The sequence below is a fragment of the Corynebacterium mendelii genome (assembly GCF_017307055.1).
Lineage (GTDB): Bacteria > Actinomycetota > Actinomycetes > Mycobacteriales > Mycobacteriaceae > Corynebacterium > Corynebacterium mendelii.
The window spans coordinates 144,179-165,980 of the sequence record NZ_JAFLEQ010000017.1; the positions used below are offsets into that span (position 1 = coordinate 144,179).

Annotated in this window: 20 protein-coding genes; 14 read left to right on the top strand and 6 right to left on the bottom strand. The window is 63.1% G+C overall.

The window, feature by feature from the left end:
• The first annotated feature begins 345 nt into the window (after positions 1 to 345).
• From JZY06_RS10955 to JZY06_RS11000, 10 genes are all read left to right on the top strand, one after another.
• Complete coding sequence (locus tag JZY06_RS10955) at positions 346 to 3,438, top strand: Na+/H+ antiporter subunit A (protein WP_207279595.1); 3,093 nt, start codon at positions 346 to 348, stop codon at positions 3,436 to 3,438.
• Entirely contained in the window at positions 3,438 to 3,923 is a 486-nt protein-coding gene (locus JZY06_RS10960; protein ID WP_207279596.1) for a Na(+)/H(+) antiporter subunit C, read from the top strand. Before JZY06_RS10955 ends, JZY06_RS10960 begins: the two co-directional genes overlap by 1 nt.
• Positions 3,920 to 5,812, top strand: coding sequence for a Na+/H+ antiporter subunit D (locus JZY06_RS10965; protein ID WP_207279597.1), 1,893 nt, complete (start codon positions 3,920 to 3,922; stop codon positions 5,810 to 5,812). Before JZY06_RS10960 ends, JZY06_RS10965 begins: the two co-directional genes overlap by 4 nt.
• A complete protein-coding gene (locus tag JZY06_RS10970; RefSeq protein ID WP_330617273.1) occupies positions 5,809 to 6,351 on the top strand; it encodes a Na+/H+ antiporter subunit E in 543 nt (180 codons plus the stop codon). Before JZY06_RS10965 ends, JZY06_RS10970 begins: the two co-directional genes overlap by 4 nt.
• Positions 6,348 to 6,626, top strand: coding sequence for a monovalent cation/H+ antiporter complex subunit F (locus JZY06_RS10975; protein WP_207279599.1), 279 nt, complete (start codon positions 6,348 to 6,350; stop codon positions 6,624 to 6,626). Before JZY06_RS10970 ends, JZY06_RS10975 begins: the two co-directional genes overlap by 4 nt.
• A complete protein-coding gene (locus JZY06_RS10980; protein WP_207279600.1) occupies positions 6,623 to 6,979 on the top strand; it encodes a monovalent cation/H(+) antiporter subunit G in 357 nt (118 codons plus the stop codon). Before JZY06_RS10975 ends, JZY06_RS10980 begins: the two co-directional genes overlap by 4 nt.
• 186 nt (positions 6,980 to 7,165) lie before the next feature.
• A complete protein-coding gene (locus JZY06_RS10985) occupies positions 7,166 to 7,699 on the top strand; it encodes a type 1 glutamine amidotransferase domain-containing protein (RefSeq protein ID WP_207279601.1) in 534 nt (177 codons plus the stop codon).
• A 258-nt stretch (positions 7,700 to 7,957) separates the two neighbouring features.
• Positions 7,958 to 9,319, top strand: coding sequence for an AAA family ATPase (locus tag JZY06_RS10990; RefSeq protein WP_207279602.1), 1,362 nt, complete (start codon positions 7,958 to 7,960; stop codon positions 9,317 to 9,319).
• Positions 9,320 to 9,378: 59 nt separating this feature from the next.
• Positions 9,379 to 9,756 carry an RloB family protein gene (locus JZY06_RS12655; RefSeq protein WP_207279603.1) on the top strand — a complete coding sequence of 126 codons (378 nt, stop codon included), beginning with the start codon at positions 9,379 to 9,381 and terminating at the stop codon, positions 9,754 to 9,756.
• A 280-nt stretch (positions 9,757 to 10,036) separates the two neighbouring features.
• The gene (locus JZY06_RS11000) at positions 10,037 to 10,825 is read left to right on the top strand and encodes a CPBP family intramembrane glutamic endopeptidase (protein WP_207279604.1); all 789 of its coding nucleotides are present in this window, start codon (positions 10,037 to 10,039) and stop codon (positions 10,823 to 10,825) included.
• Between the two features lie 72 nt (positions 10,826 to 10,897).
• Here the strand turns inward: JZY06_RS11000 and JZY06_RS11005 are convergent, their stop codons facing one another.
• From JZY06_RS11005 to JZY06_RS11030, 6 genes are all read right to left on the bottom strand, one after another.
• Complete coding sequence (locus JZY06_RS11005) at positions 10,898 to 12,028, bottom strand: glutamate--cysteine ligase (protein WP_207279605.1); 1,131 nt, start codon at positions 12,026 to 12,028, stop codon at positions 10,898 to 10,900.
• A 102-nt stretch (positions 12,029 to 12,130) separates the two neighbouring features.
• Positions 12,131 to 12,940: an ABC transporter ATP-binding protein gene (locus tag JZY06_RS11010; protein ID WP_207279606.1), complete on the bottom strand. Its 810-nt coding sequence runs from the start codon at positions 12,938 to 12,940 to the stop codon at positions 12,131 to 12,133.
• 1 nt (position 12,941) lies between these two features.
• Positions 12,942 to 13,979: a FecCD family ABC transporter permease gene (locus tag JZY06_RS11015; protein ID WP_330617274.1), complete on the bottom strand. Its 1,038-nt coding sequence runs from the start codon at positions 13,977 to 13,979 to the stop codon at positions 12,942 to 12,944.
• Between the two features lie 7 nt (positions 13,980 to 13,986).
• A complete protein-coding gene (locus JZY06_RS11020; RefSeq protein WP_207279607.1) occupies positions 13,987 to 15,084 on the bottom strand; it encodes an ABC transporter substrate-binding protein in 1,098 nt (365 codons plus the stop codon).
• Between the two features lie 671 nt (positions 15,085 to 15,755).
• A complete protein-coding gene (locus tag JZY06_RS12500) occupies positions 15,756 to 16,412 on the bottom strand; it encodes a LytR C-terminal domain-containing protein (RefSeq protein ID WP_304503416.1) in 657 nt (218 codons plus the stop codon).
• Between the two features lie 345 nt (positions 16,413 to 16,757).
• Positions 16,758 to 17,033, bottom strand: a complete 276-nt coding sequence (locus JZY06_RS11030; protein ID WP_207279609.1) for a DUF3263 domain-containing protein — start codon at positions 17,031 to 17,033, stop codon at positions 16,758 to 16,760.
• Between the two features lie 95 nt (positions 17,034 to 17,128).
• Between JZY06_RS11030 and JZY06_RS11035 the strand changes: the two genes are divergently transcribed.
• The 4 genes from JZY06_RS11035 to JZY06_RS11050 all read left to right on the top strand — a co-directional run bounded on the left by JZY06_RS11035 (position 17,129) and on the right by JZY06_RS11050 (position 21,392).
• Positions 17,129 to 17,848, top strand: a complete 720-nt coding sequence (locus tag JZY06_RS11035; RefSeq protein WP_207279610.1) for a peptide deformylase — start codon at positions 17,129 to 17,131, stop codon at positions 17,846 to 17,848.
• A gap of 58 nt (positions 17,849 to 17,906) precedes the next feature.
• Positions 17,907 to 18,980 (top strand): N-acetylglutamate synthase, CG3035 family, encoded by a 1,074-nt coding sequence (locus tag JZY06_RS11040; protein WP_377769057.1) that lies wholly within the window; start codon positions 17,907 to 17,909, stop codon positions 18,978 to 18,980.
• 10 nt (positions 18,981 to 18,990) lie between these two features.
• Entirely contained in the window at positions 18,991 to 19,794 is an 804-nt protein-coding gene (locus JZY06_RS11045) for an exodeoxyribonuclease III (RefSeq protein WP_207279611.1), read from the top strand.
• A gap of 104 nt (positions 19,795 to 19,898) precedes the next feature.
• Positions 19,899 to 21,392 carry a phospholipase D-like domain-containing protein gene (locus JZY06_RS11050; protein ID WP_207279612.1) on the top strand — a complete coding sequence of 498 codons (1,494 nt, stop codon included), beginning with the start codon at positions 19,899 to 19,901 and terminating at the stop codon, positions 21,390 to 21,392.
• Positions 21,393 to 21,802: the final 410 nt, after the last annotated feature.

Below are 21,802 nucleotides of genomic sequence, written 5' to 3' on the forward strand. Positions count from 1 at the left end.
ACACTGTCGCTGGCCGAATCTCGCTCGGCGGCTGTCCCTGGTACCGGGGCCGCGACAGGATGCCCCACGCCCTTCCGGCTGCCGCCGACATGCCGGTGACAGCCACGGTGATTCCGGTCCTGCTCACCGCCGTGCTGCGGTGTGATCTGACCCGTGGGCCGGTGGGATACCCCGTACCGGCCCGTGTATCTGGGAAGCACCACTGTGCGGCAGGCACGCCTTCCGGTGAAACCAGCAGCGGACTACGGTTATGCCGCCAACCGGTGAGTGGAAGCAGAGGTTTGCCGGTAAACTCCCCGGTACCGCCACCATCTGCCACCCCTGCCGCGAGGAGCTGACACAAGCATGCTGATCTGGCTTGCCGCCCTATTCGCCGCAGCGCTTGTCGCCCCGGTGCTGATCAGACTGCTGGGCAGATGGGCGTTCGCCCTGGTGGCGATGGTTCCCGCGGCCGGTTTCTTGTGGATCGTGCAGGGCCTGGTGCACGGGCGTTTCGGCCGCGAGTCCCCGCCGCCCACGGCATCATTTGCGTGGATGCCGCAGGCCCACCTGGAACTCGATTTCCGCATGGACGGGCTGTCGGCACTGTTTTCGTTGATCATTGCGGGGGTCGGCGCCCTGGTTCTGATCAACTGCTGGGGTTATTTCGACACCAACCCCAAGCGCCTGGCTGTCTTCGGCGGGCAGCTGACCGGGTTCGCGGCGGCCATGTACGGCCTGGTGATCAGTGACTCGCTGCTGGTGATGTACATCTTCTGGGAAATCACCTCGGTACTGTCGTTTCTGCTGGTCGGCTACTACGGGGAGCGGGCCTCATCGCGGCGGGCCGCCAACCAGGCGCTGATGGTCACCGTCGCCGGTGGCCTGGCGATGCTGGTCGGCATTGTGATTTTGGGTATCGACGCCAATGTGTGGACCCTGTCCGCGCTGACCGATCCCTCATCGAATATCGCCCGCTCCCCCGGGGCGACAATAGCTGTGGTGTGCCTGTTGGCGGGGGCATTGACCAAGTCGGCGATCGCGCCCGCCCACTTCTGGCTGCCCGGGGCCATGGCAGCGCCGACCCCGGTGTCGGCTTACCTGCATTCGGCGGCGATGGTCAAAGCCGGCATCTACCTGGTGGCCCGGCTCGCGCCGGAGTTTTCCGCCGTACCGACCTGGCATCTGGTGGTCATTCCCTTCGGACTGTTCACAATGTGCATGTCCGGATGGATGGCACTGAAGCAGAAAGACCTGAAACTGGTGCTGGCCTACGGCACGGTCAGCCAGCTGGGGTTTATGACCGCGATTGTCGGTATCGGGTCGAAAGCGGCGATGACCGCGGGCCTGGCGGTGGTGGTGGCCCACGCGCTGTTCAAATCCTGCCTGTTCATGGTGGTGGGGCTGATCGACCACACCACCGGCACCCGTAATCTGGACGAATTGTCCGGCCTGGGCCGCAAACATCCGGCGCTGGCGTTTCTGGCGGTGCTGGCGGCCGCCTCCATGGCGGGTATTCCACCGCTGATCGGCTTCATCGCCAAAGAAGCGGTACTGGAGACGTTGCTGCACGAAAAACTGCTCACCGGCATGCCGGGGATTCTCACCCTGGTGGGGGTGGTGGCGGGATCGGCACTGACCATGGCGTATTCGCTGTATTTCCTCCACGGGGCGTTTTCGGTGAAACCGGCCTTCCAGGACAAGCCGAATTTCTTCAGCCCGGCAGTTGAGAAGATGCATGCCGTTCCCATGCCGCTGTGGCTGCCGCCGACGGTGGTCGGCCTGATCGGGCTGTGGTTCGGTTTCTGGCCGACGGCAGTCGATGCCGCCATTTCCTCCTACACATCGTCGGTGTGGCCGGTGGCCGACACCGCCGGGCAGCAGTTGGGCGGAACCCATCTCGGATTGTGGCACGGCTTCAGCCCCGCACTCGCACTGTCGGCGGTCGCGATCACCGCCGGTGCGCTGGTGTTCTGGCAGCGGCGGCTGGTGTCAAACCTGTTTTTTTCCCGCCCGGCGCTGGGATCGGCCTCGGTCGCCTACGACCGGGTCATCGATGTGCTGCGGTGGATTTCACTGAAGCTGACCGCCACCACCCAGCGTGGTTCACTGCCGATCAACGAGGCCGTCATTTTGATCACCCTGGTGGCCCTGCCGATGGCGGCGCTGCTGACCGGCCAGCGCACCGACATCCGCATGGAACTGTGGGATTCACCGGTGCAGGCACTGGTGTGCGTGGTGGTCATGATCGCCGCGGTGGCGGCCACCCAGTTGTCCAACCGGCTGTCGGCGCTGATCCTGGTCGGGGTGACCGGCTGGGGTGTGGCGGTGATTTTCGCCCTGCACGGCGCCCCGGATCTGGCGTTGACGCAACTGTTGGTGGAAACGATCTCAGTGGTGGTGTTTGTGCTGGTGCTGCGGAAACTTCCCGCCCACACCATCGCCCCGCGGGGCACAACCGCCGATCCGCGGCTGAAAGCCTGGCTGGCGGTGGCTGTGGGCATGAGCGTCACCGTGTTGGGGGCGTTTGCCATGAACGCCCGCTCCACCCAGCCGATCAGCGCCCGGATTCCGCGGCTGGCCGAAGATATCGGCCACGGGCGCAACGCCGTCAACGTGCTGCTGGTCGATATCCGCGCCTTCGATACTTTCGGTGAAATATCGGTGCTGGTGATCGTTGCCGTGGGGGTGTCGTCCCTGGTCTACCGGACCCGCACTTTCACCCGCCGGTCCAGGCGGCCCACCCTGTCGACCTTTGAGGCCGGCTGGTTGGCCACCGCCAACGACAACGACAAAGTCATCAACCGCACCCTCATGGTGCAGGTGGCCACCAGGCTGCTGTTTGCCGCCATGCTCATGCTGAGCCTGTACTTCTTTTTCTCCGGGCACAACGCCCCCGGCGGTGGTTTCGCCGGCGGGCTGGTCGCCTCCCTGGCGCTGACTCTGCGCTACCTGGCCGGCGGCCGGGAGGAACTCGACCAGACCCTTCCGGTCGACCCGTCGAAGCTTCTTGGCGCAGGCCTGGTCACCGCCGCGTCTGTGGCGGTGGTGCCGCTTGTTGCCGCCAGCCCACCGTTGACCTCAACGTTGTGGGAGATGCATATTCCACTGGTCGGTGACATCCACATTGTTTCCGGGGTGATTCTTGACGCCGGGGTGTATCTGATCGTGGTCGGCCTGGTGATGCATATCCTCGGCTCGTTGGGCGCCCAGCTCGACCGGGACGAGGAAACCCGCAAACAGCGTGCCCGCAAACGCGCCCAACGCCTGGCCCGGGCACAGAAACAGAAAGAAAACAAACAACCCCGCGACGCTGCAGGCGCCACACCTGCCGCCGACACAACCGGCGGCTCACCGGGCCTGGCCGGGGGATCTGTTGCGGTCACCGGATCTACCTCGGCAGCCGATATCACCGGCAGCACACCAACTTCGTCGCCCCGCCCGGGAGGTGAGAGGTAATGGTCGCCAATTTCGTTCTTCTTCTCACCGCCGGGGTGCTGATCGGCTGCGGCGTCTATCTGCTGCTGGAACGCGCCATGACCAAGATGCTCATGGGACTTCTCATCGCCGGCAACGGGGCGAATCTTTTGCTTCTCACCGCCGGCGGCGGGGCCGGTGCACCACCGATCGCCGGGCGGGACACCACGCTGACCGAAGTCGACGCCGACCCGCTGGCCCAGGCGATGATTTTGACCGCGATCGTGATCTCCATGGCGATGACGGCGTTTATTCTCGCGCTTGCTTTCCGCCAGTACCGCTACCGCACCGCCGATGTGATCTCCGACGACGCGGAAGACAAAGAGGTCGCGGCCCGGCCGACCACCGCGTCGGCAGCCCCCGACCATGACGCCTCCGACGACCCGGACACCGGGCGGATCACCGACCGCGGCGACGACTTCGGGCCGGAATCTTTCGAGGCACCCGTCAAGGAGGACACCCCATGACCGTGGCGATGGCCTCCGCGATCCTGCCCTACCTGATCGCCCTGCCGGTGATTCTTCCCGCCGCCGGCGCGGCACTGTGCCTGCTGTTTTCCCGGCACCCGAAAATCGGCCGCGTCATCGCCGCGATCACGTTGCTGGCGGTAATCGTCATCACCACCACCATGGTGTTCCTGACCGATCTGGCGGGCATCACCACCGTGCAGATCGGCGGCTGGGACGCACCCGTGGGCATCACCCTGGTCGCCGACCGGCTGTCCACCCTCATGCTGGCGGTGTCCTCGCTCGTGCTCACCACAGTGATGTGGTACGCCATCGGCCAGGGTGTGCGCGACGGCACCACCGACCAGCCGATTGTCGTGTTTTTACCGGCCTACCTGCTGCTTTCCATGGGCGTGAACATGGCGTTTTTGTCCGGGGACCTGTTCCACCTCTACGTCGGCTTCGAAGTGCTGCTGGTGGCAAGCTATGTTCTGTTGACCATCGGGGCTTCGCCCGCCCGGGTGCGTGCCGGGGTGAGCTATGTAATGGTCTCCATGCTCAGCTCCCTGATCTTCGTCATTGGACTGGGCCTGGTGTATGCGGCTGTCGGCACCATGAACATGGCCCAGATTTCGGTGCGCATGGAAACTGTCCCGGAAGGTACCCGCACCGCTATTTTCGCCGTGCTGCTGGTCGCCTTCGGCATCAAAGCCGCCGTGTTCCCGCTGTATTCGTGGCTTCCCGACTCCTACCCCACGGCACCGGCACTGGTGACAGCCGTGTTCGCCGGCCTGTTGACCAAAGTCGGCGTCTACTCGATCATCCGGGTGCGTTCCGTGGTGTTCACCGACGGCCGGCTCGATACCGTTTTGATGTGGGCGGCCCTTTTGACCATGCTGGTGGGCATTTTGGGCGCCATGGCCCAAAACGACATCAAACGTCTGCTGTCTTTCACCCTGGTCAGCCACGTCGGCTACATGGTCATGGGGGTCTCATTGGGATCTGCGGCAGGCCTGTCGGGCGCCATTTTCTACACCGTGCACCACATTCTGGTGCAAACCGCCCTGTTCCTGGTGGTGGGGCTTATTGAACGGCAGGCCGGATCCTCCTCCCTGCGCAGGCTCGGATCCCTGGCCTATCTTTCCCCCGTGCTGGCTGTGCTGTATCTCATCCCGGCGTTGAACCTGGGCGGCATACCACCGTTTTCCGGGTTCCTGGGCAAAATCATCCTGCTGCAGGCCGCGGCCGCCCACGGCGGATTTTTCGCCTGGATGCTGGTCATCGGCGCGGTCGTGACTTCTCTTCTGACCCTCTACACCATGACCATGGTGTGGCAGAAGGCATTCTGGCGCGACCGCAAGGATGCCCCCGACGGGCAGACGGCCATCGCCCACGGCGGGCTGTTGACCGGCTCCGGGAAAGAAATCTCCATCGAGGAAAGAAAAGACGTCGGCACAATTCCCCTGGGTATGGTCGCCCCCACCGCCATCCTGGTGGTCGCCTCCCTGTCGGTGACGCTGTTGGCCGGCCCCATCTCCCAGGTGACGGGCCGCTCCGCCGAATCGGTCCAGGATGTCACGAACTACCGTTCGGCGGTGCTGGGTCCGGGATACATTGCCCCGGGTCGCACCACAGACACCACCGGGTTGCTTTCCCCGGATTCCAAACCCGACCAGCGTCCCGATGACCGGGAAAACCGCGGCGACGGCGATGCTGCGATACCGGTGAAAACAGACCAGCCCAAGCACACTGTCACCGAAACCGCCACCACCACCGAAACCGGGGCAGCCACCACCACCGTCACGCAAACAGAACCCGCCGCCGACCGCACCGACCAGCCGCCGGTGGACAAACAACCTTCCCCGGCAGGGCGAAACGCTGCCGGCACACAGGAGGTGGAAAGCCGGTGATACAGGGAATCAAACGCCGCTTCCGCCCGGTGAGCATTATCATTCTGGCCGCCATGTGGGTGCTGCTGGTCGGTCAACTGACCATCGGCAATGTGGCCGCGGGCCTTATGTTGTCGCTGGCGGTGACCATGCTGCTGCCGCTTCCGGCCATGCCGGTGGACGGCATCACCGTCCGGATCATCCCCCTAATGGCACTGCTGGCCGAATTCGCCGCCGACATGATCACCAGTTCCATCCATGTCGCCGCCATCGCCGTACGCCCCTCCCCACAGCCGCCGGCCGCGTTTGTGGTGGTGCCGATGCGGGTGCGCGACGACCTGATTTTCTCCCTGGCGGTGACCATGCTGAATCTGCAGCCGGGCGGCACAGTCACTGATCTCTCGGTGGCCGACCGGAGTCTGACACTGCATCTGTTGGACGGCTCATCCCCGAAAGCCATCGACCGGGCCGTCGGGCGGATCGAGAAATTGGAAAAACAACTGATCACCATCTTCGAAACCCCGCCGCAGCGCAGCCGGAAACGAAAGGGGACCCCATGACCCCGGAGATCTACAACGCGACGATGCTGGTGGCCGCAGCCATGTTCGGCGCGGCGTTTCTCATCAGCTTCTGGCGTCTTCTGGTCGGCCCCAATTCCCTGGACAGGCTGGTCAGCATGGACGGCATGGTGGCCATTGTGCAGTGCGCCCTGGCCACATACATCTGCTACACACTGGATACCACCGTGTCGAACTCGATGATCGTGGTCGCTCTTTTGGGATTCATCTCCACAGTGGCGGTCACCAGGTTCCGAAAGCAGGACAACGAACCATGAGCTCCCCTGTCTTTGACGCGCTCTCCGCGGTACTGATTGTCTGCGGGGCGCTGCTGGCCCTGTCTTCTTCCATAGGCCTTGCCCGCTTCCGCGACACTGTCTCCCGCATGCACGCGGTTGCCAAGCCGCAGACTCTCGGCCTGATACTCACCGTCACCGGCGCCATTATGCGGATCGTGGGACTCACAGACTCCGGCCCGGAGGAAAAAGGCGATATCGGGGTGCTGCTGCTGATCATCGCTTTCACCCTGATCACTGCACCGGTGATCGCCCAACGGGTCGGCCGGATCGCCCGCAAAGAGCGGCTCTACGACAAAAAAGCCCTCTCCCGGGACGACACCGCCGACAAGTAGAACAAAAGTGGGCCCCCGGTATTCCCGCACAAACCGATCAGCGTCAAAGGCCAGAAAACAACGGCACAGACCGCGACCTACCGGTCCTGCAGCCCCATGACCAGTGGTATCTGCACACACCCTGTGCATCTTCTATGGTCGGCAACCGTCACCGACCCCGACAAGAACAACCGAGGAGAACCACCAATGGAAAACTTGTCCGGAAAAACCGTCGCCGTCATCGCCACCCACGGATTCGAGGACTCGGAACTGACAGAACCAGTCAGCGCTGTCACCGATGCCGGAGCCACAGTGCACATCATCTCCACAGAAACCGGGGAGATCACCGGCAAGAAGGGACATGCCGTCACCGTCGACAAGACCACAGCGGAAGCCGCAGCCGGTGACTACGACGCCCTGATCCTGCCCGGCGGCACCGCCAACTCCGACACAATCCGCATGGACAGAAACGCTGTTGGGTTCGTGCGCGCCATGGTCGAGGCAGGAAAACCCACCGGTGTCATCTGCCACGGCGGCTGGATTCTCACCGACGCCGGGGTACTGAAAGACCGGGTCATCACCTCCTACCCGTCGATCAAAACCGATCTGATCAATGCCGGCGCCACCTGGGTTGATGAGCAGTGCCACGTCGATCAGGGACTGGTGTCATCTAGGACACCGGCAGATCTTCCCGCCTTCAACGCCAAACTGATCGAAGAAATCGCCGAAGGCACCCACTGATCCAGCACGCCAGCCGCTTCGTTTCCCGGGGTGGACAGAAAAACACCGGGCAGTTATTTCCCACTGCCCGGTGTTTTTTGCGGCGGCAACTTCCGTTTTTCCACCTCGCTGCTGCTGTGCCGGTGCCCCACCCGGCAGCACAACACCAATAACTTGTCCACTGACAAAGGGAAAACCACATATTCGTAATTCAACGACATTAGTGCAGTATTTGCACTTTTTGTGCATTTTTTGCGCCACACGACCTAGATTTAGGTCATGCTCCTCGCCTTCACCGTCACCAACTTCGCGAGCTTCGCTGACGAGACGACACTCGATCTTCAACAACGCAGTTTCACCACCCTCCACCCCAAAAACAACGATTGGGTTGATGTCACCTCCCGGATAGCCGGCATCTTCGGCCCCAACGCATCCGGTAAATCCAATCTGATCCGTCCCCTCGGACTCATCACCGGGGCAGTGGCGGAATCACTGCGGGACTCGATGTTCGTTTTTCCGCTGCGAAACCCCCATGTCCTGCACGCGGAATCAGACACCCGATTCGAGGTGGAATACACCCGGAACAAGGTTCGCTACCGTTGGATACTCATTTTGGACAACAACGGTGTTGTCGAGGAATCACTCGAAGCATCGGAAACCAGCGCATGGCGAGTGGTTTTCCACCGGGAAAGAGACGAAATCACTTTCGGCCGGTCCGCCAAAATTCCGGCTGCCGCAGCACGTGGCATCAGTGAAATGCTCAAACCGTGGGTTCTCGTTTTCTCGGCGTGGGGCACCGTGAAAACACGCGGCCCCTACTATGCCGCAGTCGAGTTCTGGCAGGACGTGACAACGCTTGATCTTGGTGATCAGACCCCCGAGGCACATCAAAGACGTGCCCGATACCACCATGACCTCCTGGACAAGCTCAGCGTCCCGGAATGGTTGGTTCTGGGTACAGAACTGCTCCAATCCGCCGACACGGGTATCACGGGCGTCAAGGTTGACGAAAGGGAAGCACCACCGGGCCTGGCGGAAGCCATCCAAAAAGTCAACGAAATCGCGCGCCGAATCCTCGACGGTGAGGAGGTTCCCGAGGAATTGCTGACCGGCAGCGAGACGAAAACAGACACCACACTGGTTGCCCGATCTCTGCGTTTCACCCACGACGCCGGAGAATCCGAGTTTGAGTTACCGGAAGCAGCTGAATCGGCCGGCACACTGGAGTGGTTGAATGTCATTGTTCCCCTGCTGAGCACATTGGCCACCGGCGGTGTTGCCGTGGTTGATGAACTGGGCGGTAGCCTGCACTCCTCACTGGTCCAGTACGCCATCAGCCTGTTCCTTGATCCAACCATCAACGACCGAGGTGCCCAGCTGATTTTCACCTCCCAGGTTCTGCTGCTGCTTGATACCCGGTCAATAGCCCCCATCCCCCGCGATGGACTGTGGTTCGTGGAAAAAGACAAGGCAGAGTCCACGTTGGTGTGTCTCGATGATTTCAGTGTCCGCAGCAACCACAACCCGCTTCACCGGTATCTGTCCGGCCGGTATGCCGCACTCCCGGTCCCCCGTCCCCTGTCACCGGCCAAGATCCGCAAACTCAGGTCCATACTTCTAAATGGCAGTGCCGAAAACTGAGGGAATGAAAGTGGGAAAACGAGTCCGTAAAAAAACAGAATGAGCGCTCCACAACACTTGTGCTTTGCCAGGGAATCGAAACCGAGCACCGATATTTCAAGTCTCTCATCGCGCTTTACCATGCGTCGGGAGCAAAAGTGCAGTCGGATGGATTAGATCCGGTCAAACTCACCCAAAAAGCTCTGAAGCTGGCCAAACGAGACGACTTCGATCAGGTTTTCATTGTGGTGGATCTGGATGATACTCCCAGAGCAGAGATTGAAAGAGCAATCTCATTGTGCAAAAAGAACTCGACCAAAAAACACCAATTCACCTTGATTGTCTCATCCACTTGTTTTGAGGTGTGGCTTATTGCACATGAGAGGAAACCTGCTGAATCAGTATCGAGTCCACAAGGTCTCCAGAGACACACGCTCCAGCTTGGACTGGTGGGATGAGAAAAATCCGAAGATTCTGGCCGATACATTCCCCTACGACACGTGGCCCGAAGCGAAAGATCGCCTGGAGTGCCACCCCGGGAACACGTACTTCCCGCATCCCGGCTCTTCAGTCCCGGATGTCATTGAGCATCTGAAGAAAAGTGCATCGAAGCTTAAGTCCCGTGCACAAGGATCCAACGACCCGGACACTATTTTTGTCTAAAACTATGGACAGAATAGGGGTGTCGGCTGCCGCGAAGAAGCGGACACCACATCGGCTGGTATAGCCTTATACGCCATGACCGAAAAAGTACTGCCTGCGCAGCCCCGCAGCGCCGCCCAGCGGAAACGTATCGCCCTGCTGGCTTTTGCCGCCTACTTCGCGATCATGGGCATGGCCATGTTCGTCATCAAACATGTGGCCGGTTCCTCCTACACCTCCAACGACATGACCGCCACACTGTTCTGGTTCGAGGTCCCCATGACCTGCCTGGCGGTGTTTGTGTGGTTGCGGTTTTTCCGCGGCTCGCTGACCCGTTTGCGGTCGACGCCGCGGTCACGGTGGCTGGTTGTTGCCGCGGCACTTCTCGGCGCGAATGCACTGTGGATGCTGTGGCAGTTTTTCACCACTGCCGCATTCGATGGCCGCAGCCAGAAACTCCTGCTGTTCATGCTGGCCACCACTTTTCTGGTGGGTGTGTCAGAGGAAATAATCTTCCGCGGGATCATGCTTCCCGCCTATCTGGAAACCGCCGGGCGCATCCGGGCGATCATCATTTCCTCGGCGTTTTTCTCCGTCTTCCATGTGGTCAATATTCTCGGCGGTCTGCCGGTTGAATCAGTACTGGTGCAGATGACCACGGTTTTTGTCGGCGGCATCACCTACGCTGTCATCGCCCTGGAACTGGGGGCGATTTGGCCGCTGATGCTGTACCACTTTGTGTGGGATTTCACCTTGCTGACAGGCTTTTACACCAATGCCGATCTCGGCGCCGCCCCGTCGGTGGGCACTGCCCTGGAGATGATCGCGGGACCGGTCATGCTGGTTGTCCTGCTGGTGCATTCACGCAAGAACACACACCGGTAGTCTTCCCGCTTTTTTAAGATCCCGGCCACCGCCCCCCCCCGGGCGGGCGGTGGCACCTGTTGTGCAGCCGCCCTAAAACAGGGGCTGTCCGGCAGCTGTTTCCCGGCAGGTCAGATCAACGACATCGGCCCATGTGCCGGTTTCTTTGTAGACGGCACGCTGCCGCTGGTAGGCGGCGCCACCGTCGATGATTTTGTCAATGTAGGCCAGCTGGTTGTCGCAGTGAAGCTGCCGGGCGACAGGAGCCAACAGTTCCATCCACCGGCGCAGGTCATCTTTGACGAAGGCCTCATCGGTGTCACGGGAAGTGATGATCTCCGCGTCCATGCCGTAGCGGCAGGCCCGCCATTTGTTTTCCAGGTTGTGCCACGGCTGCAGGCTGGGCAGCGACTGGCCGTCTTCCAGTTTCCGGTCGTAGTAGACCACCAAACAATGGGTCAGGGCGGCAATGGCTGCAAGTTCTTTCAGGTTGCTCGGTGCGTCGGAGACCCGGATTTCGATGGTTCCCCACTTGCGGGCGGGGCGGATATCAAAGTGCATGGCCCCGGTGTGCGAGATCACCCCGGATTTGGACTGTTGCGCCACATAATCCGACCACTGGGACCAGTTGTTGAAACCGTAGGGTATCCCGGCGGTGGGCAGCTGCTGGTAGAGCATGGTCCGGTGGGAGGCATAGCCTGTATCCCATCCGTTCCACCCCGGTGAGGAGCAGGAAATACTGAGCAGATGCGGGTAGTTGGTCATCAGGGCGTTGATGATCGGCCAGACTTTGTCCTCGTGGGAGATCCCGACGTGAACGTGCAAGCCCCAGATCAACATTTGCCGCCCCCAGAACTGGGTGCGTTCCAGGATTTCTTCGTAGGGGGCTTTCCGGCTGACCGGTTGGGTTCGCCAGTCGGCGAACGGGTGGGATCCGGCCGACCACGGCAGCACATCAAGCTCTTTGGCCGCGGCCTGGATCTGTGACAGGCCTTCGCCCAGATCGCCGACCGCCTCCGGCACAGTGGTGTGGATGCCGGTGACCAGTTCGACGGTGTTTTGCAGAAATTCCCGTTCGATCTGCCGGTCGGGGTGGTCCCGGTGGATGATCTCGATCAGTTCCGGGGCTTTCGGCGTCAGGTCTTTTGTGGTGGGATCAGCCAGCGCAAGCTCCCACTCGATACCGACTGTGGGCTTTTCGGAGCGGTTGAATTCAAGGTTCATGGGCTTATGCTGCGGTTTCTGGTTGAAGGCTGTTCGCCACCGGTGGGCCGGCGGACATTGTGGAATCATTTTAGCTGGTCTAGATAAAATGTACCCTCCGGTCTATCTTTGGCCGGCCAGCGGGCTGACTCCGGTGTGGATGACCAGCGGCCCACCATCGACCGGATGCACCCCGATGTCGGCTTTCAGGCCATAGACCTCCGCCAGCATATCGGTGGTCAGTACTTCCCGCGGGCTGCCGTGCGCCACCACTGTTCCGCGGCTCAACACCACCAGCCGGTCACAGAACCGGGCGGCGATATCCAGGTCGTGGATGGCGGCAATGGTGGTGAGTTTTTTCGCCGCGACCTGCTCCATCAAATCCCAGGCGGCGGCCGGATCCAGGTGGTTGGTGGGTTCGTCGAGCACCAGTGCCCGCGGCTTTTGCGCCAACGCGCGTGCCAGCTGGACTTTCTGTCTTTCCCCACCCGACAGCAGCGACCAGTGCCGGTCGGCAAGATGGCCCACCCCCACCTCGTCGAGCAGCTGCTGTGCCATGTCCCGGTCACTTGAGGAGGGCAGGGCCCACCCGGACTGGTGGGGAATTCGCCCCAGGTTGACCACCTGGCTGGCGGTCATGTCCGTCGACGCGGTCGAATGCTGCGCCAGGACCGCGACAGTCCGCGCCAGCTCCCGGCGGCTCCACCGCCGCAGGTCTTTGCCACCGATGGTGACACTTCCGGCAGCAGGCGCCGCAAGCCCCAGGATCAGTTTCAGCAGTGTTGATTTCCCGGAGCCGTTCGGGCCGATCAGCCCGGTCAACGAGCCGGGGGCAACCGTCAGGCAGACATCGTCGATAATCGTGACGGCACCAGCCCGGAAAACCAGATGGTCCACGGTGACACCGATCCCCGGTGCAGGCTCAGCGGTCATCTCATCTGCTCCTTTCCCGGTGCAGCACCCACACAAACACCGGCACACCAATGATCGCGGTCGCAAGGCCCAGGGGCAGTTCCCGGTCGGGGACGATCCCGCGGCAGACAATATCGGTCCACAGCATCAGTGTCGCCCCCAGCAGCATGGTCACCGGCAGCACAACCGCGTGGGCGGGTCCGACCAGAAGACGCACAATGTGGGGAACCACCAGTCCGACAAAACCGATCAGCCCGGCTTGGGCGACCAGGGCGGCGGTGGCCAGCGACACCACGCTGTAGAGCATCCACCGCAACGCGGTGACATTGATGCCCAACGTTGCCGCGGCATCATCACCGAAGGCGAAAGCGTCAAGAAACCGGGCGCGGGCCATCACCACCACGCACAGCAGCAGCACCACGCACACGGTCACCGGCACTGATTCCCAGCGGGTTCCGGCCAATGACCCCAATGTCCAGCTCTGCACCCGGCGGGCGGCGTCACGGTCGGCGAAATAGACCACTGCCGCACTGAGGGCACCGGTCAACTGGCCGATGGCGACGCCGGCAAGAATCATCCGCCCACCGTCCAACGTGCCGGTGCGGGTGACCGACAGTGCGAACACCAACAGCAGGGCCAGCGCCCCACCGGCGAAAGCGGCCACCGTCACCGCCCCGAAACCGAGGAAACCACCGATCGACACACCGGCGGCAATCACCGCCACCGCCCCCAGCAGCGCCCCGCCGGAAATACCCAGAATATAAGGGTCGGCCAGCGGGTTACCGGTCAGTGACTGCAGCACAGCACCACACACGGCCAGCCCGCAGCCGGTGGCAATCGCCCCGATCACCCGGGGAAGCCGCATGTCGACAACAATGTGGTAGGTGAGGATATCGGGTTTGTCGGCCCACCCGACCGCCGAGGCAATGGTGGTGAACACGGTGCGGGCCGACAGATCGGCGGCCCCGGCGTTGACACCGACGACCACCCCAACCAACAGAAGCACCGTCAGGCCGGCGGACAACACCACCGGCCACAGGCGCCGCACAGCAGCAACCACCGTGCCGTTATTTCTTCACGCCGTCGGCAACCTTGGCGGCACCGTCAACCAGGTGCACACCCGGGGTTGATTCAGCGAAGGGCACCACGATGAAGCGGCCGTTTTGCACAGCGTCCAAATCTTTGGTCAGCGCATTGCTGGTGAGGAATTCCTTTTTTTCCTCCGCCGTATCCCAGGAGGCGTCGGCCAGAACGATGTAGTCCGGGTTGGCCTGCAGCACAGTCTCCCAGGAGCCGTCACCCCAGCCGCCGTCAATACCGGAGAAAATATTTGTCGCCCCGACAGCCTCCATGATCAGTGCCGGGCCGCCGGCGTTACCGCCGACGAAGGGCGCTTTGGATTCTTCCCGTCCGCCGGAGTCGTACCAGAAGATGGTTTTTCCTTCCGCGGGCCGGGCCTGTTCAATCTCGGCCAGTGTGTTGGTGCCCCGGGCAACGATCGTGGCCGCCTGGTCGTCGCGCCCCAGCAGACGGCCGACCTGGCTGACCTCACCGTAGATGGAATCCCAGCTGACTGTGGCCCGCTGTGACTTGTCCTGGCAGGCGAAACCGTCGACATAGGTGTTGATGCCGAGTGCGGCCAGCTCTTCACGCGACCCGACCCCCTTCTCGCCGAACGCCGAGTTGTAGGAGGCGAGGGCCAGATCCGGTTTCACCGACAGGAATTTCTCCTGCGAGGGGTATTTGTCCGACAGCACCGGGATCGTGTCGTAGGCGTCTTTGACCGACGGGTCGATCTCATCGTCCAGGTAGGCGGTCCCCGCCATCTGGTCGGCGGCCCCCAACGCCAGCACCAGTTCAGTCGCGCCCTGGTTCAGGGTGACCACATGGGTGGGTTTTTCCTTCACTTCGACTGTGACACCGCAGTTTTTCACCGTCACCGGGTAGCCGGCGGCCACCATGGTGGTGGTCGGTTCCGCGGAACCGGATTCTTCGGTGGTGGTTTCTTGCCCCGGGGTGGTGGTCCCGGTGGATGAAACCTGTGTGGTGGTGGTCGTGTCGGTCGCCGGGGTGGCGGTGGTGTCGTCTTCTTTGCCGCAGGCGGACACCAGCAGTGACAAAGCGGCGGCCACGGCGACGGCCGCACGTTTATTGGTGATGGTCATCGGGGATTACCGTCCAAAAATCTCGTTGGGGGTGAGTAAAACTGTCATCTCCGCGGCCGGTCTCCTGGCGGAAGGCGGGTGCCGCACCGGGACCCGGATGGGACACACCGTGCCGTACGGTGACGCACAGGGTGGGTCCCGGTGGGTCCGGTGCAGTGTGGACACTGTGCGCCCCGGCCCGAAGAAAGATGAAAAAACAGCTGGCCACCGATCGGGTAGTGCGGGCGATGATTGTCTTTGTCTTCACCGGCCGCTCACCAGCTTCCCCCGGCGGGGCGGGCGTTTTCCCACCGTGTGGAAAAAGCCCGCTGCAGCCGGGCCAACAAGGTGTTGCTCTTCTCGGACCGCGCCTTCCCGGCGGGAAACAGTATGTCGTCGCCTGCCAGTGACCGGCGTTTCAACGCCCGGCGCACACGTCCATCCGCCTATCACAGTGGCGAGTACCGCGCCGGATTGCTTGCACCGGCTTCCCGTCACCGCGGAGTGCCCCCATATTAGGCGAGCGCCGCAGAAAAAGTCAGACTTTTTCTCTTCCGCTCCCCCGGCTGGTACTTGCGCTCCCCCGCCCACTGCCGGGTCGTCCCCGCCCGCTGGCGGGCGGGGACAAACAACTCCGCGAAAACACCATCTCTTGTCAGGTCACGGTGCAGATTCCGGACCCGGTGGCGGTGTCATCGCGCCACCAGGGCGACCACCACTCCCGGCGGCATACCGGGGTTGTCGCCTTCCCGTGCAGCGGCGATGCCGCCCAGGGTGGCCGCCAGGTCACGGGCGGCCTGCTCTTCGACGGGATTGCCGGGGGTGAACAGCACCGTGGTCCGGTCGAAGGCGTAGCCGGGCAGGTTCCCGACCTCACCGATGGTCCAGCCCTTGCCGCGCAGATCATCGGCGGTGGCGGCGGCCAGTCCGTTGACGGTGGAGTTGTTCATCACCGCCACCGGAAGCTGTTTCACCGCCGCCGGATCCACCGGCGCAGGTGCCGGAGGAGCACCGGGGGCAGGGGCAGGTGCCGGAGGAGCACCGGGGGCCGGCGCAGGGGCAGGTGCCGGGGCGCCGGGAGCGGCTTCCGCCCCGGCCGGATCCGGCGCAGGTGCCGCCGGGTCGCCGGGTGCGGCAGCACTGCCCGGCGCCGGTGCCGGTGCCGGGTCACCGGGCTGGGCGGTGGCCGGGGTGGCGGTGGTGGNGGTGGCCGGGGTGGCGGTGGTGGCCGCCGGGGCGGTGGTGACGGCGGTGGTGCCGGTCACTCCGGCCGGGCTGTCATCCTGGCCGCGCAGGAACTGGTAGAGCGCCCAGGCCAGCAGAATCACCGCGACGGCAAGAAGAATCATCGCCAGTCCACGCAGGGGTGGTTTCTGTTTTGGGGTGCCGCCACCTGCCCCGGCGGCGGCAGGTGCCACCGCCCCGCCGGCGGCACCTGCCGCCGGGGCTGCCGCCCCATCAGGGGCACCGGCAGACGGCTGGGGCTTCCGGGCCAGGTAACCCTGCAGGTAGAAGTCGTCGGCTTCGCCGTCAGCAGGGGATTGATCAGGATGTTCGGATCTGTCTCGCACGGTGGCAAATCCTATCCGACCACCCCGGCAGCGGGTCCAAGCCACGCCGCCGGCCCCGGGCGCCGGTGGACCAGACGCTCCTGTTCGGGGAGTTCCCCGACGTGTTCTGGACGGGGGAAAGTGTTAGGGCCGGGTGGTATCGCGCAGGCGGGCCAGGCGGGTGATCAGGCCCGGATAGTCCTTCACCGCCGCCGGATGATCGATGAGCAGATTGAGTTTCTGGTAGTAGCGCCACGGCGACATATCCAGCTCGTCGATGATCATCTCATCCCGGCGCGAGGGGGCGGTGGTGGCTGTGGCCGCGGCGAAATCGAGAATGGACCGCTCCACCGGGGTTAAACCGCCGGTGGCCGGTGGCACACAAGACTGCGGGCTGGGCGTGGTGTCGTCGGTTGTCATGATCACCGCCGATGGTAGCGCGGGGCGGCGGACAGACCACCACACCGGGGCACTGGTTCATCGCTTCGGGCACGCCGTTGCATAGGATTGACGGCATGACTGTTCGACCCATCGTTATCCACGGCAACCCGGTGTTGCACAACCCGACCGAACCTGTCACCGAAAGCCCGGAAGAACTCGCCGAGCTGATCGCCGACATGTACGAGACCATGGATCTCGCCCACGGTGTGGGTTTGGCCGCCAACCAGATCGGGGTGGGCAAAAGACTGTTCGTCTATGACTGCCCGGATGTCGAGGGCCCGGACGGTACCACGAAATCGGAGGCCGACATCACCGCCCAGGGTGGCCCCTACCGGCGGGGATGTGTGATCAACCCTGTCCTTGAGACCTCTGAAATCCCGCAGACCATGCCGCGGGACAACGGCGACGACGATGAGGGCTGCCTGTCGGTTCCCGGCGAAACTTTCCCCACCGGCCGGGCCGACTGGGCGAGGGTGACCGGTCTGGATGAGCACGGCAACGAGATTTCGATTGAGGGCTACGGTCTTTTCGCCCGCTGCCTGCAGCACGAGACCGGGCATTTGGACGGCATCATCTACACCGACACCCTCATCGGCCGGCACAAGCGGGCGGCGAAAAAAGCCATCAAAGCCAACGGCTGGCATGACGGGCCGCCGCAATCGTGGATGCCGGGAGTCGACGAGGATCCTTTCGGCCACGACGACGATGACAGCGGGCCGGATAGCGCGCCGGCTGATGGGCCGACAGCCATCCCGGATGCGCTGCGCCCGGCGCACGGCAGCGACAACGACTAGCCACACGGGGTGCGCCACCCCTCATGTCCCTTCCCCCCACCAAGTATCGGTGTCATCTGTGCCAAGCCCCCATCCCCTTCCCGCCGGAACCGCCGGCCGGGCCACCCCCCGCATCGGCGACAGGGTCATTGTCCGGCGGCACCTGCCCGGCACCCCCGGGCATCTGACCGATGTCATCGGCCATGTGGAATCGCTCGACCCGCTGGTCATCCGCCCCCAGTCAGTCGGGGGAATCAGATCGGATGCACCGGCAGTGACCATCCCCCGGCAGCTTGTCGAGGTGATCAAGGTCCTGGCCCCCCGGACAGTCAGAAATTCCGATATCAGGGCCGTGGAAACCGCCACCGCGAAAGCGTTTCCCGGGATCGAGCACACCTGGGCCGGCCAATGGCTGATGCGGGCCGGCGACGGGATCACCGAACGGTCGAATTCGGCGGTGCCACTGGGACGGTCGGCCGGGCTGTCACCGGTACCGATCCGGGAGATCACCGAGTTCTACTCCCGCCACAACCTTCCGGTGCGGCTTCTCATCCCGGAGCGTATCGGCGCCCCGGCCGCCCGGCTGGTTGCCTCCACCCCGGGCTGGGTCACCGGACCGGACATTATTGTCATGACCCGCGGCATGGACGGCGCCACCGACTGGCCGGAACCCCCGGCGGGCATCACTTTCACCATCGACGAGCAGCCGGATGACGACTGGCTGGGGCTGTACCATTTCCGCGGCCGCCCGCTGCCGGCGAAAGCCCTGGAGTTCCTGCGCGGCGAAATCGACGGAACCATGGGGTTTGGCAGACTGATCGACACCGCCACCAAACAGACGGTGGCCATTACCCGCGGCACGGTCACCGAGTCGGCTGACGGGCGCTGCTGGCTGGGGTATTCCGCGGTGGAGGTCGCAGCCGGCCACCGCCGCCGCGGCCTGGGCACCCTGCTGGGCACGGTGATGCTCGCCTGGGGTGCACAGCACCGGGCCCAGTCCACGTATCTGCAGGTCATCGCCAGCAACACCGCCGGTATCGGGCTGTACAGCAAACTCGGTTTTCTCGAGCACCACCGCCATTTCTGTGCCCTGCACACCATCCCGGGCGCCCGGCCGTCTTCGCCGCCGGATCAGACCGGCCCCATCCGATAGTGTGGGGGCCATGCGTATTGCCACCTGGAACGTCAATTCGGCCCGCGCCCGCCAGGAGTTGATCGTCGATTTCCTCACCCGCCATGACATTGATGTGCTGGCCATGCAGGAAACCAAATGCACCGACGAGAACTTCCCGCGGGAAGTGTTCACCGACTGCGGCTATCAGACGGCCCACACCGGTTTCTCCCAGTGGAACGGGGTGGCGATCGCCTCCCGGGTGGGGCTGGATGATGTGGCCACCTGTTTGAACAACCAGCCGGGTTTCGCCAAGGACCAGCAGGCCGAGCAAACCCTCGAGGCCCGGGCCATCGGGGCGGTGTGCGGCGGGATCCGGGTGTGGAGCCTGTATGTTCCCAACGGCCGGGCGATCGGCGATCCGCACTACGACTACAAGCTGCGGTTTTTGGATGCGCTGGCAGGGCATGCCCGCGCCGAGCTTGCTGCCGCACCGGACACCCGGAGCGTCTATGTCGGCGACTTCAATGTCGCCCCCACCGATGATGATGTGTGGGACCGGGAGTTTTTCCGCGGTAAAACCCATGTCACCGAGCCGGAGCGGGCTTTTTTCGCCGCCCTGGAAGGCCGCGTGGGACTTGTGGAAACCACCCGCCGTTTCACCCCGGGCGCCTACACCTACTGGGACTACCAGCAGGGACGGTTTTTCGCCGGGGAAGGCATGCGCATCGATTTCCAGTGGGCCACCCCGGCACTGGCCCGCCTGGCCACCGGCTGTGTCATCGACACTGACGAACGCGGCCGGAAGGCAACCTCCGACCACGCCCCGGTCATCGTGGATTATGACGTGACGTGATAAACAGGGGCTAGACTGGTGTTTTCCCACCCACCGCCCCCACGGGCGGGCCGGGCGGGCGGGATGGCCGTTTGTTTGTTGAACCCGGAAAGGGGGCTGGCACCATGTTGGACAGCATTGAGGCCCTGGCGCACATGGAATGGTGGCAGCTGGCGCTACTGGCGCTGGAATACATCATCAAAATCCTGGCGATCGGAATTGTGCCCGGCGGGCAGAAACCCGGCTCCTCCTCAGCGTGGCTGCTGGCTATTTTGTTCGTTCCGGTCATCGGCCTGCCGCTGTATCTGCTCATGGGGTCGAAACTGATCAACGACCGGCGCCACGACAACCAGGTTGCCGCCGCCCAAGTCATCGGTGACCCACAAAAACACATGCCGGATCTTCCCCCCGATGCCGCTCTGGCCCCCACCATTGACACCATCGTCCGCCTCAACAGGCATCTGACCGGTGTCCCGGCGGGCTGGGCCGGGGTGGATGCCATTTTGCCCGATAGCCGCAAAGCCATCGCCCGGATGGCGCGGATTATCGACGGGGCCGACAGCTACGTCTATGTCGAGTTCTACATTCTGGCCTGGGACACGGTCACCGACCCGTTTTTCCGGGCACTGGAGCGCGCCGTCGACCGTGGGGTGGATGTCAAGGTGCTTTTCGACCAGGTGGGCAGCTGGAAATACCCGGGCTACCGGCAGCTGGGCCAGCGTTTGGATGCCATTGGCGTGCAGTGGCACCTCACCCAGCCGCTGGCGCCGTGGCGCTGGCGTTTCCGGCGGCCGGATTTGCGCAACCACCGCAAAATGCTCATTGTCGACGGCCAGATCGGTTTCATCGGCTCCCAGAACCTCATCGACCCCAGCTACCTGTCGGCGGGCAATGTCAGAATCGGCCGGGAATGGGTTGATGTGCTGGTGGAACTGTCCGGCTCTGTGCTGGCGTCGATGGAGCAGCTGTTCGCCATCGACTGGTATCTGGAAACCGGCGAGAAACTCGCCATCGCCGCCCGGCCCTACAACGACGACGACAACCCGGACAAAGAACGCAACCTGGTCCAACTGGTGCCGTCCGGACCCGGGTATCAGGGGGATCCGAACCTGAAAATGTTCGTCGCCCTCATTCACCAGGCACAACACCAGATCATCATGTGCTCGCCCTATTTCATCCCCGATGAATCCCTCATGCAGGCCGTCACCGCGGCCTGCTACCGCGGGGTGGAGGTCCACCTGCTGGTGTGCGAGGAATCCGACCAGTTCATGGTCGGGCACGCCCAGGCCTCCTACTACCGGGCGCTGCTGGAGGCCGGCGTGATCATTCACCTCTACCCCAAGCCGATGGTGCTGCACACGAAGTATCTGCTGGTCGATCCGGATGGCAGCACCCGGGCCGCAGTGGTCGGCTCGTCGAATATGGACATGCGGTCTTTCGGCCTCAACTACGAAGTGTCATTGTTTGTCGCCGAAGGCAGCCTGATCGACCAGCTCCACGATCTGACCCACACCTACTGCGCCCGCAGCAGAATACTCAGCTCCGAAGAATGGTCACAGCGGACAATGATGTCGAAGTACCTCGACAACGCCATGAGGCTGACCAGCGCCCTGCAGTAGCGGCAGGCCATTACCGGAAAAACCCACGCACAAACCCCGGGAACCACCGCCGGAAATAACCGTCCACCCCCATCATTGCCGCCATTATCTAAGTGTTGGCTAAGGTATCTTTTTCTGTTGCAGCGGCCCATCAAGCTCCGGCAGCGACACTATTGACCCCTTTTTTCCGTAGCGCACACCCCGCCAACGGGCACCCGGCCAGCACCTCCGCCACCGTCCGAAAAACCACAGTGCGCAGCAGTTTCACCCCCCTCCCCGCCACCGGCACCTCGAACACCCCGCCCTGTCGGCCACATCAGTGTGTCCCAGGCGATAACACAAGAATACTGTGCGCTTGACCACTTTCCACACATGCTGGTTGCTTAAAGTAATACAGATGATTACTTTAGGCCGTGCACATAAAAGGCCTG